We start from the raw sequence: 13892 nt of genomic DNA on the forward strand, positions 1-13892 counted from the left end.
AATCGCGCTCGCCTGTGTTAACCTAACCACATCATACAGAATTCGATCGCCATAAAATTTTATCCAAGCAGCTCGCCCAGATTCATAAGCCGCCATTAGTTCCGGTGCAGAATTCCCCACTCCCCGAATATACTCCAGCTCCAATTCATGAGTAGCCAAAGTCTGCACCAGCATCTTCACAGACTTACTCGACTCATTCCCGCCATGATACCGATATTCCGACACCACTCGATCGTGAAAATAAATCGGGTACTCCCGCGCAATCCGCAAAAATAAACCCAAATCCTCTTCACCCACAGGGAATCCCCCCACAGACTCTATCGCCTCTCGCCGAATCATCGCTGTGGCACATTGAATATTATGTTGCGCCGCCAAAATAGTTCCATAACTAGCAACTGGCGGCGGCTCGGCAAACAGCGGTTGAGTACTATAAGAACCGTCAGGATTAATCGATCGAAATACGTATCGCCCAAACACAAACCCCGCTGCTGGATGTTCTTGCAGACAATTTACCCCGATCTTTACCGCGTCAGGGAGCAAGCAATCGTCAGCGTCTAAAAAAATCAGATACGTACCGCGACTTGCTTCGATTCCAGTATTACGCGCTCCTGGTAAACCTTGATTGCTTTGATAAATATACGTGACTGTCGGATAGCGATCGCACACCGCTTTAGTATCGTCCGTCGAACCATCATCGACGACAACGATCTCAATTTGTGGATCTTGCCCGTTGGCGTTGGCGAAGCCTCTCGTTCGCAGAGCGTCTCGGAGAGAAGAGAAGCCTCTCCCGTGGAGAATCGCACTCTCGATGGCTGCTGGTAAAAATTCGCTGCTATTGTATGCCGGAATGATGATAGATACGCTCTTTTCGATCGAGTTTTTCAGCGGTTGATGCATTAACTTTTTACTCCCTGTCACGATCTGTCAGTTTTCGCTACTTTGCGGCTGTAATTAATATGGATCGAATTATCAGTTTCTATATTTGGGCACGATCTCGATACCCCTGTAGCTTCAGCCGCACGATTAGATTGGAATATGTAAAGGATCGTACAATGCCAAACTTTTACATCAACATGCTGAGTAACGATCTAGACTGCTAGCAAAAGTTTCAATTATATTATACTATGTAGTTATTGAATTAAGAGCTATCGGGCAACTTACACAGATTTTCTTAATTTTTCCCCAAAATCTGGCAATTATCAACAGCCAGATGACTGAATATATCCTGCACAGGTATCTAAGTCCACTGAGATTTAACTTACGACATTCATCTCGATCGTCTAGCCATTAACTAGAATCTGTAGTTAATATGTTTATATAAATTTAGCTGCGCGATCGTTGACATTGTTCGTTGTTTTTAGCGATGATAAAACATATTATTCTCACTAAAGTATCTTTAACAAATATCACAGATTATTCGTGACTGAGATCACTGCAAGAAGTTTATTTGACTCCATATCACATACTTTCGGAGCGATCGCATGACCGAGTTAAAAAAAACCGACCCCATCATCAATCTTTGGCAGACCGAAGATATTCGCGCGACAAATTTGGCAATTCGCTGGCGGACACCGCTAATGGTGCTGCGATCGCTCATGCTAATTACGCTCGATGCTACGATGTTATTTGGATCGTGGACGATTGCCGACAGGCTCGGTACGCCAACTTTGGGGAGACATATTTCAGATGCGCTGGTACCTATTCTCGCAGTTAGCGTCGGCACTCTGATGGCTTCCGGGTTTTATGGTACCGATGATAAGTTACATCGATTTTCTAAATTATTAAAATCACTAACGTTGGCGCAGTTAATGATTTTAATCGCGGCGTTCTTTTATCATCCAGGACTGTGGTGGGTGTCGCGTTCGGTGTTTGTGTGCGCGTGGGTGTTGAATTTTCTATTCATCAGCTCGGCTAGATTTTTCTTCGATCTAGTCACAATTCAGATTCGCAAACGCAATCCAGCTTTACAGCAAGCGGTCGTACTAATTGGCGACCGCTCGGACATCGATAAGGTGAGTAAATTGCTCGATCGCTCTCAACAATTCAGAGTCGATAGTATCATCGACTTATCGCTATGGGACATCCAAAAACAATTAGACCAAATAATCGATCGCATTCGATCGCGCAAAATTAGCGAAGTATTTATTTGTTCTCAGCAGCTAATTGACAATCAAATTATTCTATTTTGGAATCTCAAAGCCGCCGGAATTCACCTGCGAGTAGTGCCGACAGAGCTGCAACTACCCCAACGGGCATCTGAGACCAAAATGATCGAAGAAATCCCCACCGTTCGCTTTAAATCTTTGGCGATTTTTGGGTTCAATTTTTGGTTGAAACGTTTGTTTGACAAAATTTCTGCTTGCGTCCTATTAATTCTGTTATCGCCGATTTTGGTGACGATCGCAATTCTCATCAAACGCTCTTCACCTGGTACTATTTTTTACAGACAGTACCGCGTCGGTCTCAAAGGTCATCGGTTCCGCGTCTGGAAATTTCGGACGATGGTTGCCAATGCTAGCGAACTCCAAAAGCAACTAGAAGCACAAAATGAAGTCAAAGGTGGCGTTCTATTTAAAATTAAAGAAGACCCTCGGATTACCAAAATTGGTAAATTCCTCCGCGATTATAGCTTAGATGAATTACCACAATTATTCAACGTTTTACAAGGACAAATGAGTCTTGTCGGCCCGCGCCCGATCGCTGTCCGGGATTACGAGCTATCGATCCAAGACGTTAAAGATCTCGATCGCGACAGGTTTCTACGATACGAAGTTTTACCTGGAATTACCGGACTGTGGCAGGTGAAAGGACGCAGTAGCAGCGATTCCGAAGAGATTTTTTATTGGGATATGGTTTACATTCTCCAATGGTCGCTCGCGCTCGATTTAAAGATTTTACTCGAAACAATCAGAGTAGTGTTGTTTAAAGAAGGATCTTGTTAAGTTAGTGGATAGTGGATAGTGAATAGTGGATGTGACACTAAGAATGTAGTATAAATCGATCGCGGACGATCGGATTACAATTGGGTTTAGGAGTGGAGGCTCAATAATCTCCAATATTTCTAACTCATGAATAGCCGTAAATATTTAGTGTTGATGGCTGTCGCGATCTCCATCATCACGCCAAGTGCGATGGGTTTACTGCAAGGAAATCACTGCTGGCAAATGATTCCGGTCTTTGTATCTGCTAGTATTTTGATGTTAGTTGCCGGATTAGGGCAATTAAAGCTAATTATTTCCACACCCTGGCTATTTCCAGCCTCGATCGGTTTGGGACTAATTGGTGCCACAACTTCGGCAATTCTATTTTACCTGTACCCAATCTTCACATTTCCAGTACCGACTGGTCGGTATGCTGTCGGCACGATCTCGATCGATTTAGTCGATAAATCCCGGATTGAATTGTGCGATCCGACTACCACTAATGCCAATCGAGAATTAGTCGTTCGCGTCTGGTACCCGGCAATCGCCAATAATAACAGCCCAAAAACTCCTTACATTGAAGATCCACGGTTAATTCCGTCAGGGTTATTCAGTCATTTGAGATTGGTGAAAACTCATGCCATTCCAGCGGCACCGATCGCCACGACGGCGACTCCATACCCCATAATTATTTATACTCCCTCATGGGGCGGCTCTAAAACCGATAATACCTTTCAAACTCAAGAGTTAGCCAGTCAAGGTTATGTCGTCATCGGTTTAGAACATGCTTGTTCGGTACCGATGGCGATTTACCCCAGCGGTAGAGTCATTCGCAGCAATTTAGCTGCCGATTACACGTCTTCTGATGCCGCGATGGCAAAGTTCCTCACCGTCGCCCGATCGCAATTAGATCTCAGAACTCAAGATGTGCGGTTTATACTCGATCGATTGCCAGAATTGAACGCTACTCATCAGCTCTTAACAGGTAAGCTCAACCTCAGTAAAATTGGGATTTTCGGGCCTTCGTTTGGCGGCGCGGTTGCAGCACAAGCATGTTCGCTCGATGCACGGCTCAAAGCTGGGTTGAATATGGATGGCTTAATGTTTAGCTCGTCTGCACAAACAGGTGCAACGCAACCATTCTTATTCATGAATTCCGATTATCCCCGTCCTACTACTGCCGAACTCCGCTCTACGAATGGTAAGAAGCGACGCGCGCAACAAACCGATGAATGGGGATTCCAGCAGCGGGAACGATGGTTTCAGCAGCATGGCGGCTACAATCTCACCCTCTTGGGTGCCGCTCACATGAATTTTGCTGATTCTCCATTGAAATCGCGGTTTGGCAATGGTGGCGGTAAAATTTCGCCCGAACGCGCAATGCAGATTATTAATCAATATACGGTGGCATTTTTCGATCGCCATCTCAAACAAATCGATTCGTCACTACTCACACCCAAATCTACCAGTCCCTTTCCTGAAGTAATCTTTCAAAATTTTAGGCTTTAGGTTTTAGGTTTTAGGCTTTAGGCTTTAGGCTTTAGGCTTTAGGCGTTGGAACTGCGTTCCTTACTTCTTACTTCTTACTCTCTAATCCCCAATACCCGACTAAAATAGTCGGGTATATTTGACGGCTCGATCGAGCCATGATAAGCTTATTTTCAACAAGTAGACGGATATCTAATCACCACTGCCTCCAACCATGACCCAAGCAACCTTAAACAGCAACAGAACGACTGCCGCCAAAGGACTAGCCTGTAAAGAGTGCGGTACAGAGTACGAACTCAAAGCCACCCACATTTGCGAACTCTGCTTCGGGCCATTGGAAGTGCAATATGATTATGATTACCTCCGTACTAAGGTGACTCGCGAGAGCATCAAAGCAGGCCCCAACTCGATTTGGCGGTACAAAGATTTACTCCCCGTTCCCGACGAGCATATCGTCGATGTCGGTACCGGGATGACACCATTACTTAAAGCCAATCGGTTGGCGCGTCGCCTAGGCTTAAAAAATCTCTACATTAAAAACGATGCTGTAAATATGCCCACCTTGAGCTTCAAGGATCGGGTGGTATCGGTGGCACTTTCCAAAGCTAAAGAATTTGGCTTCTCAACTATTTCTTGTGCGAGTACTGGTAACTTAGCCAACTCCACCGCAGCGATCGCGGCTCATGCAGGCTTAGAATGTTGTGTATTCATCCCAGCAGACCTCGAAGCAGGTAAAGTCCTGGGCACGGTCATTTATGGCCCCACTGTCATGGCAGTTCAAGGCAACTACGACCAAGTAAATCGCCTCTGTTGTGAAGTTGCCAACACATATGGTTGGGGATTTGTCAATATCAATCTTCGCCCTTACTACTCCGAAGGTTCCAAAACCCTCGGCTATGAAGTCGCCGAACAACTCGGCTGGCAATTACCCGACCACATCGTCGCGCCATTAGCTTCTGGTTCGTTATTTACCAAAATTCACAAAGGCTTCCAAGAATTTGTCAAAATCGGCTTAGTCGAAGATAAACCAGTTCGGTTCAGCGGCGCACAAGCTGAAGGCTGTTCGCCGATCGCTCAAGCATACGCCGCAGGTCGCGATTTTGTCACCCCAGTCAAACCCAATACGATCGCTAAATCGATCGCAATTGGCAACCCCGCTGACGGCATTTACGCACTAGAGCTCGCCCGCAAAACCAACGGTAATATCGAATCCGTCACCGATGCCGAAATCATCGAAGGGATGAAACTACTCGCAGAAACTGAAGGCATTTTCACTGAAACTGCTGGTGGTACCACCATTGCCGTCCTCAAGAAGCTCGTGGAAGCTGGTAAAATCAACCCCGACGAAACGACCGTAGTTTACATCACTGGTAACGGACTCAAAACCCAAGAATCGATTCAAGGCTACGTTAGCGAACCCTTCCAAATCGAAGCCAAACTAGATAGCTTTGAACGTGCGCTCGAACGCTCCCAAACACTCGATCGCCTCGACTGGGCACAAACACAAGTCTAGGCTTTAGGCTTTGGAACTGCGTTCCAGATTCTTAATAATTACACTTCTTACTTCTTACTTTTTTCTCCCATCTCCTTCATGACTGTTAAAGTATTAATCCCTACTGCACTCCAAAAATTTACCAGCGATCGCGCGACGATCGAATGTAATGGTAATAGTATTGCTGAGTTATTAGATGCCCTTGAATCTGACTGTCCCGGTGTGAAAGCCAGATTGTGTGATGGAGCTGGTCAATTACGAAGATTTCTCAATCTCTATGTCAATGACGAAGATATTCGCTTCCTGGATGGTACGAATACACTACTCAACGATGGCGACCAAGTAAGTATCGTTCCGGCTGTAGCTGGCGGCTAGATTAGATCGATCGTTCCAAAAAACCCTAACTTATCTATAAAGTCGGGGCTTTTTCTGTTTCCCGTTTTGCTACGCACCGATCGAATATAGTGCGATCGCCTATTTTGTAGTCGTGGTGGGCAGCTTGGATTTCGGCAATGTCATCAGGTGAATTCTCATCATCTGAAAATAATTCAGCTTCTGTATGTATCAGAAGCTGGTATTTTTCAGCAATTTCATTACTAGAAATTGCTGCTAGCAACAATTGAAATGATGCGATATCAACAAGCTCTCAAACATCGATCGATTTGGTCGCATGGCCCTATTATTGGAACGATCGGACGAATTGTTTATCTAAGTTTATGGGTGAGTTTGATCGGTCTATTTTGGCTGAGAATAGCTCAGTTCATTGGCATCAAGACATATACCGGACAACAGTTATTAGTTATTCTACAACAATCGATCGCTAAAAATTCTGCGATTTATATAGCTTTATTTTGCGGTCTAGAATTGGGCGCAATGAGTCACTACCTGAGCGATTGGTTGGTCTCGACATATAAGCGGTCTCCATTTCGTAATCTCGATGCTCGTAAGTCAACCTTAAAAGTAGCTAGCAAGCCCAAAAAGGTGCCTACTAAATCGAATGGAAAATCGCGAGTTAGATAACCCACTATACAGCTAATATCCACCATTCACTAATTTATGAATATAGTAGACAAGACATACTTAGAAATCCTCGACCGCATCCTAGCAGAAGGAAGCAGAGAAACTAACCGCACGGGTACCGATACCGTCTCATTATTCGGGCTGAGTTATCGGCTACCTGTTACGGCTGAAGCCTTCCCAATTTTGACTCATAAAAAGATTCAATGGCGCAGCTTAGTAACAGAATTAATTTGGTACCTATCTGGCGAACCACATATTCGCAATCTCAAACAGCATACTAAAATTTGGGATGCATGGAGCGATGCGGATGGTAATTTAGAAACTGCTTACGGTAGGTTCTGGCGATATTATCCAGTTCCCGGTTATGCGGCTCCGATTCGGCGCGATAATAGCAACTATTTATGCGATGGCGAATCGTTGGTTAATCTAACCGACAGCAAATATCGACACGATCTAATTATCGATACCGAGCAAAATTTAGTTTTGCCCTGTTTCGATCAATTTAGATGGGCGATAGATGAATTAAAACGTAATCCTCGATCGCGTAGATTGCATATTACAGCTTGGTATCCACCCAATGCAACCATGAGTAAGCTACCACCTTGCCATCATAGTTTTACGTTAAATTATCAAGGTGGTAAATTAAATTTACATCTGCAACAACGCTCCTCAGATCATTGTGTTGGTAATCCTTTCAATTTAACTTGTTATTCATTACTACTACTACTAATTTGCCGAGAAGTTAATCTCATACCAGGAGATTTTTATCACTCGATTACCGATGCACATGTATATGTCGATCATATCGAACCCTATCAGGCTGCTAGCCGCGAGACTTATGATTTACCGCAATTAGATTTGAGTCAATTAGGCGATCGATCGATGTTCGATCTGACTTATGATGATATCGATCGGATTCAGTTAGTTAATTATCAACATGGTGCATTTATTAAATTACCTGTAGCTGTTTAGAAAATAGAGTCATAAAATGGTACAAAAAATTCTGATTGCGGCGATCGATAAAGATGGTGGTATTGGTAAAGATGGTTACATGCCTTGGCATTATCCAGCCGATCTAAAACTATTTATGAATCTAACGATGGGTAATACGATCGTGATGGGCAGAAAGACATTTGATGGTATGTTCGATCGCGAGAAAGTTCCATTAAAGGGCAGACAAAATATTATTGTGACATCTAAGGTTGCCGAATATCGATCGCAATTTGCAGATAAATATCCATCATCGGAACTAGGTTTCACTGACGACCTGAATTGTGGCGATGTAGAATTAGCTAAAGACACCAAAATATTTTATTGTGGCGGTGCTAATCTCTACCAGCAAACAATCGATACTGTCGATATGATGTATCTATCGCGTCTGGAAGATAGTTATGATTGCGATACTTTTTTTCCGCAAGATCCGCAGTCGTTAGGTCAAGAATTTGCTCCATATATTCCAGCTTATATGGCTAAGAGTTTTTCCGATCGCATGGCAGGTAAAAAATCTTTTACTTTTGAGATCTATGCGCCTAAGCCATTAATTATTTATTAATATTTTGGTATTTAGCTAACTAGCAATTGAAATAGATTTTAGGTAATTTACGATAAAAATATACGATCTGAACTATGACTTATTTGATTAATAGATGAACTAAAATTGTCGGATAGCAGTCCATTAAAGTCCATCAGTCAATCATTTTAATCATAGTTTAGACGATATTAGAGGAGGATTATTTCCAGGAATTACCTCGATCTATCAACACATAATTTTAATGATGTGAAAAAATATCCTCATACTGCAATATATCTAGCGCAACCAACGTAGGCAACACCTTAAAACAGTCCTGCGCTAGTTCCCACCGATCTTCGCGTTGCAACTTGGCAGTCAATTTTTGACGCATACTAATTAAATATCGAACATCATTAGCCGCATAGCGGAGTTGGTGTTCCGAGAGATTTTCGGCATCGCCCCAATCGGAACATTGAGCAGATTTGTCGAGATCGACACCTTCGAGTTGAGATACTAATTCCTTCAAACCATGACGGTTTGAGTAGGTACGAATCAGTTTACTAGCAATTTTAGTACAAAATATTGGCTGAGTTTCGATACCCAAACGGTAACTGAGTTGTGCCACATCGAATCTGGCAAAATGAAAAACCTTCGTAACGGTGGTAGATTGCATCACCTGTTGTAAATTTGGTGCGGTTGTTTGTCCTTTGGCAATCCGAATTACCGTCAGGGCACCAGGTGAAAATAATTGTACTAAGCACAGCCTGTCGCGATGATAGTTCAATCCCATTGTCTCAGTATCGACAGCGATCGATTCTGCCTGGAGATATTTGGCAGTGAGAGCATCATCTAGATCTCGATCGCAAATTTGAAAGTCTTCCATATTGAGAGCTGGTGAGATAGCACGATCTACATCATAAGACATAGACTAGTCAGCATCTTTAACGTACCAAGCTTTGCGAATAAATATTTGTGTAAAGTAATATTCGCCCTTAGAGTTTTGGACGATGCCGATGCCAGTAAGATCGTATGGCCCTGTCATATTATCTTGGTGTCCGGGACTTTCGATCCAGCCTTGAACGGCAACTAAATCTGGTTGTCCGTAGCCCATATTGTAAGCCACATTCTCGGCAGCCTTACGGTAGACGATCGTCTGCGCGATCGAATCCGCACGTTCGTGAAAACCGTCATGATTCATATTCCGATCCCTAGCCATCTTTTCGCTATGTGCCTTAGCCTGAGCCGAAATAGCTGGATCGATTGTCAGTGGTGGTAAATTGCGAGACTGGCGATATTTATTGACTAGGTTATAAGTGTCCAATTCTAAGCGAGTTAGCACAGGGTTAGATGTCGATTGAGGATTATTGTAGGCGCGTTTGGTCGGCGCGGCAGTTTCTGGAGGAGCTTCTTGCCCAGTGGCGGCACTAATCGATCGATCGGCGGGTATACTAATGCTAATATCGGCACGAACTGTTGCTGTTATCCCCAAGACGGTAGCAACTACACAGAAAGTGCCCAAAAAACCGTATTTCATCTGAATTTACTCAACTTGTGTAGATCTAGCCGTAGGAGTAGTAAATGTCGCTAGGTCGTCAGCAACTGCGCCTGTGGTTAAACCCAAGATGACATCAAAATTTACAATCCACTGCGATCGATCTCACTATATAAGGATGTAATCTGAGAATCGATCGACTTCGATCGTCTTGCCTGAGAATTCGCTAAAATAGTAACTAAGATCGCTTGAGACTATCACTATGACATCCTATTCTGCTGCCTCTGCTCGCGCTGAAATGAGTGAATTGCGTCGGCTTAAAAGCTTGCTGCCACCCGAATTGCAAAGCTGGGTAACGGTAGAAACTACCGTCGAAGTCAATCCGCCTTTGGTGCGGAGTGAAGAATTGGGCAAAGATCAAGTCGAAATTCAGATCGATTTAGTCAAGTGGGAACGTCTGGCTCTGGATCAACGCAATTTATTGTTCTGGCATGAAGTCGCCCGCGTTCAAAACGATACAATCTCGCGCGATGGCTGGGAAATGGCTGCGCTGGCGATCGGTTTAGGCGGTGCTGTGGGAGAGTTATGGGTACAGGATGGGTTGCTACTAATCCTGGCTCTGGGACTATGCGGCGTGTCTGGGTATCGGCTCTATTCTCGCAATAATAGCGATCGACATCTCAAAGAAGCCATCGATGCCGATGAAAAAGCGATCGCCCTAGCCACCCGCTTTGGATACACGCTCCCCAATGCTTACAAGAGTCTGGGCAGTGCCTTAAAAACTCTCACTGATGATACTCCTAAAAAGAGCAAACGCAAGCACTATGAGTCCCGTCTCGATGCACTCAAACGCAGTGCTACTAAAGCCAAAGATAAAGTCGATCGCAATCGGACTTCTACTCGCTCCCGCGCGCTAGCAGACGATCGTGAGAATCGCGAAAGCTATCGATAAACACGCTGATGCTGCAAATCAGGGTAGGGGCAATTCATGAATTGCTACTACCCTAGATTTTTATGGGAAATCTTTGGGACGATCGAGATCGCATCAAAAAGCCCGACTGCTTTCAGCAAGAATCGGGCTTTTTAACACATACTTATTAATAGAACTCAATTTAGACAGCTAATTCTAATAAAGCTGGATGTGGATTAGTACCAGTTAGAATGAGCCGGAGATCTGTAGGGATCTTGGTGAGAAAATCGAGCGCGGCTTCGATACTAATTAACCCCAACTCGATCGATAGACTTAGATCGTCTAAAATCAACAAAGAATATTCACTCGATCGATCGTTATTAGTAGCAGATCCAGCTACATTGCGAACGTGCTTCCATAACTGCTCGAAATTGTGTAATTCTAGATCGTTTAAATCGGAGATCGAAATATTCCGAATTAAATTGCAACGAATCCAATCTAGATTTTGAGCCAGATTGACAATGCGATCGTGTCCTTGCCAAATGCCACCTTTAAGTAGTTGGACGATTAATACTCTTTGTCCCGTACTGGCAAGTTTAAGTGCATTAGCAACGATCTCGGTGCAAAATCGATCGGCTGGTGTATCGATAATCTCGATATGTTTGTGAAGTGGTGCTGAATCGGGATGAAGTGAAGTGTTACGATTAAGCGCAGAATTTTCTGGATGACTATTTAGTTGTGCAATCATATTCAACGTAAAATGAGCCGCGTTTCATTCAAAAGGTGTACTATTACAGGCGATTCCTGTCCAGCTCGGCAGTCTATAGTAGACAATATATAGCGTTTCGTTCCGTGCGCTTATCCAGTGAAACACTAAATATACGATCGGTCAAGTAGTACTTAATAGCTAGTAGCTCGATCTGGTTTCCGATCTTCATTCTCCCTGAATTCTACATGCAACGCCAAGACCGCCAACCGAATAAATTACGTCAAGTGAGCTTCCAGAGCGGCTTTACCAAATTTGCTACCAGTTCTGTATTGACTAGGTGTGGCGACACGCAGGTACTGTGTACCGTCACCATAACCAACGGCGTACCCAGGTTTTTGGCAGGAACGGGGACAGGCTGGCTGACAGCCGAATACCGAATGCTACCGGGTGCGACACCCCAACGTCACGAGCGCGAACTGATGAAGTTATCGGGACGCACGCAAGAAATCCAAAGACTCATCGGTCGGAGTTTGCGATCGACCCTCGATTTTGCCGCCCTGGGAGAGAAAACAATCCTAGTTGATGCAGATGTCCTCCAGGCAGATGCAGGCACCCGCACGACGGCAATAACTGGCGGATACGTGGCATTAGTGCAAGCTATCCATCGACTCGTGAAGCGGGGAGAATTGAGTCACTCGCCAATCGTTCGTCAAGTTGCAGCGGTGTCGGTGGGCTTAGTTGCTGGGAGCGCGTTTTTAGATCTGGACTACCCAGAAGATGTCGCGGCTGATGTCGATTTTAATGTGGTAATGACCGATAATCGGGAATTAATTGAGGTGCAGGGCACGGCAGAATCGGGGAGTTTTAGCCGCCAGCAACTGAATGAGTTGCTAGATCTTGCCGATACGGGAATTCAGGAATTGATGGCGATGCAAAATGCCGAAATTGCTGCGACGACTGGTAATACGGTTCGGTTAGTCAGCGACTGAAGTCGCCGCTAATGATGCAAAGTCCGCCTTCGCGGACTAGTTTATTAGACTTCCTGCAAAAGTTAGGGGCTAGGGAATAGGAAAAGTTTTAGATGAAAACAGTATTGAAAAAGGTTGTGTTTTTACTTTCGCAGGAGATCTATTAGTCCGCGTAGGCGGACTTTGCAACATCAGCCACGACTTCAGTCGTAGGCATTCTCAGGTAGCAACTCAGGTTACTTAACCAATTCTTTCAGCGGTAGTTCGCTACCCTGTGACTTTTTTTCCCAGGCTAAAGCCGTGCGAACGATAATATCGAGATCGTTATACTGTGGTTTCCATCCTAGTGTTTGGGTAATGCGTTCGGCAGCAGCAATCACGCAAGCAGGGTCGCCAGCACGACGTTCGGCTTCGATAACGGTAAAATCTACACCGGATATCTCTTTGACTTTTTCGATGACTTGGCGGACGCTATAACCCTGTCCGTAGCCACAGTTGAGAATCTGACTCGCAGCTCGTCCATCGAGATAGATCAGTGCATCTACATGCGCGCGTGCGAGATCGTCAACATGAATGTAGTCACGAATACCCGTACCATCGGGAGTATCAAAATTGGTACCAAAGATACTCACATTGTCTCGTCTACCTAAAGCTGCATCGCAAGCTACTTTGATCAGGTGCGTGGCTTTTTTGCCAGATTGTCCTAAGTTTCCGCCAATTTCGGCTCCAGCTACATTAAAATACCTAAGAATGACATATTTAAAATTAGTATTCGCAATCGCATAATCCCGAATTAACCGTTCGCTCATCAGTTTAGAACTACCATAGGGATTGAGCGGTTCTGGAGCAGTTTCTTCGGTAATCGGGTTGACAGTTGGCTGTCCGTATACCGCCGCCGTACTGGAAAAAATAAATTTATTTACGCCAAATTGCTCGCAGCAGTGGAGCAAGTTTAGAGTATTGGCTGTATTATTGCTGTAGTAAGCCAAGGGCTTAACGACCGATTCTGGGACAGAAATACTGGCAGCAAAGTGTAAAACAGCGTCAAAATTATGTTCTGTAAAGACTCGTTCTAGCTGTTGTCGATCGGCTAAATCTCCCAAAGCTAGCTTACCAGTAGTTATCGCACTGGTCGTACCTGTAGAAAGATTATCATAGATGACGATTTCATAGCCAGCTCGACCCAATTGGGCGATCGTGTGAGAACCGATATAACCAGCACCACCAGTAACTAAAATTTGTTGATTCATCGGAATTTCAATTGGATAAAATAGGTTACAGGATGGTATTACTAATTTAGTGTATTAGTTGTGGCTACTGAGTTACGAATCCTAACGCTGCTAAATACAACTTGGGCTGGCAATCTGTTTAGACATCTAGAC

Annotated in this window: 15 protein-coding genes; 9 read left to right on the forward strand and 6 right to left on the reverse strand. The window is 44.3% G+C overall.

Annotated features, from left to right (window positions below; translation table 11 throughout):
• Positions 1 to 897 (reverse strand): glycosyltransferase family A protein (locus tag Q0R35_RS05685; protein ID WP_295615125.1); only part of this gene is annotated, 897 nt, incomplete at its 3' end.
• Between the two features lie 584 nt (positions 898 to 1481).
• Between Q0R35_RS05685 and Q0R35_RS05690 the strand changes: the two genes are divergently transcribed.
• The 4 genes from Q0R35_RS05690 (at position 1482) to Q0R35_RS05705 (ending at position 6276) form a co-directional block, all read left to right on the forward strand.
• Positions 1482 to 2942 carry a sugar transferase gene (locus Q0R35_RS05690; protein WP_295615126.1) on the forward strand — a complete coding sequence of 487 codons (1461 nt, stop codon included), beginning with the start codon at positions 1482 to 1484 and terminating at the stop codon, positions 2940 to 2942.
• A 126-nt stretch (positions 2943 to 3068) separates the two neighbouring features.
• On the forward strand, positions 3069 to 4430 hold the full coding sequence (locus tag Q0R35_RS05695) for a hypothetical protein (RefSeq protein WP_295615127.1): 1362 nt from the start codon (positions 3069 to 3071) through the stop codon (positions 4428 to 4430).
• Positions 4431 to 4623: 193 nt separating this feature from the next.
• Positions 4624 to 5922, forward strand: a complete 1299-nt coding sequence (gene thrC, locus Q0R35_RS05700; protein WP_295615128.1) for a threonine synthase — start codon at positions 4624 to 4626, stop codon at positions 5920 to 5922.
• Between the two features lie 78 nt (positions 5923 to 6000).
• Positions 6001 to 6276 (forward strand): MoaD/ThiS family protein, encoded by a 276-nt coding sequence (locus Q0R35_RS05705; protein ID WP_295615129.1) that lies wholly within the window; start codon positions 6001 to 6003, stop codon positions 6274 to 6276.
• Between the two features lie 34 nt (positions 6277 to 6310).
• Here the strand turns inward: Q0R35_RS05705 and Q0R35_RS05710 are convergent, their stop codons facing one another.
• Positions 6311 to 6520, reverse strand: coding sequence for a hypothetical protein (locus tag Q0R35_RS05710; protein ID WP_295615130.1), 210 nt, complete (start codon positions 6518 to 6520; stop codon positions 6311 to 6313).
• Between the two features lie 5 nt (positions 6521 to 6525).
• Between Q0R35_RS05710 and Q0R35_RS05715 the strand changes: the two genes are divergently transcribed.
• Genes Q0R35_RS05715 through Q0R35_RS05725 form a run of 3 tightly spaced genes read left to right on the forward strand, consistent with a single transcriptional unit; the run spans position 6526 to position 8473 of the window.
• A complete protein-coding gene (locus tag Q0R35_RS05715; protein WP_295615131.1) occupies positions 6526 to 6921 on the forward strand; it encodes a metal-binding protein in 396 nt (131 codons plus the stop codon).
• Between the two features lie 36 nt (positions 6922 to 6957).
• The gene (gene thyA / locus Q0R35_RS05720) at positions 6958 to 7893 is read left to right on the forward strand and encodes a thymidylate synthase (RefSeq protein WP_295615132.1); all 936 of its coding nucleotides are present in this window, start codon (positions 6958 to 6960) and stop codon (positions 7891 to 7893) included.
• 16 nt (positions 7894 to 7909) lie between these two features.
• Entirely contained in the window at positions 7910 to 8473 is a 564-nt protein-coding gene (locus tag Q0R35_RS05725) for a dihydrofolate reductase (protein ID WP_295615133.1), read from the forward strand.
• Between the two features lie 217 nt (positions 8474 to 8690).
• Here the strand turns inward: Q0R35_RS05725 and Q0R35_RS05730 are convergent, their stop codons facing one another.
• Together Q0R35_RS05730 and Q0R35_RS05735 are read right to left on the reverse strand one after the other, a co-directional pair.
• Positions 8691 to 9356 carry a ribonuclease D gene (locus Q0R35_RS05730; RefSeq protein ID WP_295615134.1) on the reverse strand — a complete coding sequence of 222 codons (666 nt, stop codon included), beginning with the start codon at positions 9354 to 9356 and terminating at the stop codon, positions 8691 to 8693.
• 3 nt (positions 9357 to 9359) lie between these two features.
• Complete coding sequence (locus Q0R35_RS05735; protein WP_295615135.1) at positions 9360 to 9965, reverse strand: CAP domain-containing protein; 606 nt, start codon at positions 9963 to 9965, stop codon at positions 9360 to 9362.
• Positions 9966 to 10185: 220 nt separating this feature from the next.
• Here Q0R35_RS05735 and Q0R35_RS05740 point away from each other — a divergent pair, with 220 nt between their 5' ends.
• Positions 10186 to 10875 carry a DUF3318 domain-containing protein gene (locus Q0R35_RS05740; protein WP_295615136.1) on the forward strand — a complete coding sequence of 230 codons (690 nt, stop codon included), beginning with the start codon at positions 10186 to 10188 and terminating at the stop codon, positions 10873 to 10875.
• A gap of 160 nt (positions 10876 to 11035) precedes the next feature.
• Here Q0R35_RS05740 and Q0R35_RS05745 read toward each other — a convergent pair whose 3' ends face one another.
• Positions 11036 to 11581 carry a cob(I)yrinic acid a,c-diamide adenosyltransferase gene (locus Q0R35_RS05745; RefSeq protein ID WP_295615137.1) on the reverse strand — a complete coding sequence of 182 codons (546 nt, stop codon included), beginning with the start codon at positions 11579 to 11581 and terminating at the stop codon, positions 11036 to 11038.
• Positions 11582 to 11787: 206 nt separating this feature from the next.
• Here Q0R35_RS05745 and rph point away from each other — a divergent pair, with 206 nt between their 5' ends.
• Positions 11788 to 12531 (forward strand): ribonuclease PH, encoded by a 744-nt coding sequence (gene rph, locus Q0R35_RS05750; protein ID WP_295615138.1) that lies wholly within the window; start codon positions 11788 to 11790, stop codon positions 12529 to 12531.
• Between the two features lie 215 nt (positions 12532 to 12746).
• Here the strand turns inward: rph and galE are convergent, their stop codons facing one another.
• Positions 12747 to 13760 carry a UDP-glucose 4-epimerase GalE gene (gene galE / locus Q0R35_RS05755; protein WP_295615139.1) on the reverse strand — a complete coding sequence of 338 codons (1014 nt, stop codon included), beginning with the start codon at positions 13758 to 13760 and terminating at the stop codon, positions 12747 to 12749.
• Positions 13761 to 13892: the final 132 nt, after the last annotated feature.

Origin of the sequence: Chamaesiphon sp. GL140_3_metabinner_50, from assembly GCF_025361915.1 — a bacterium.
GTDB lineage: Bacteria > Cyanobacteriota > Cyanobacteriia > Cyanobacteriales > Chamaesiphonaceae > Chamaesiphon.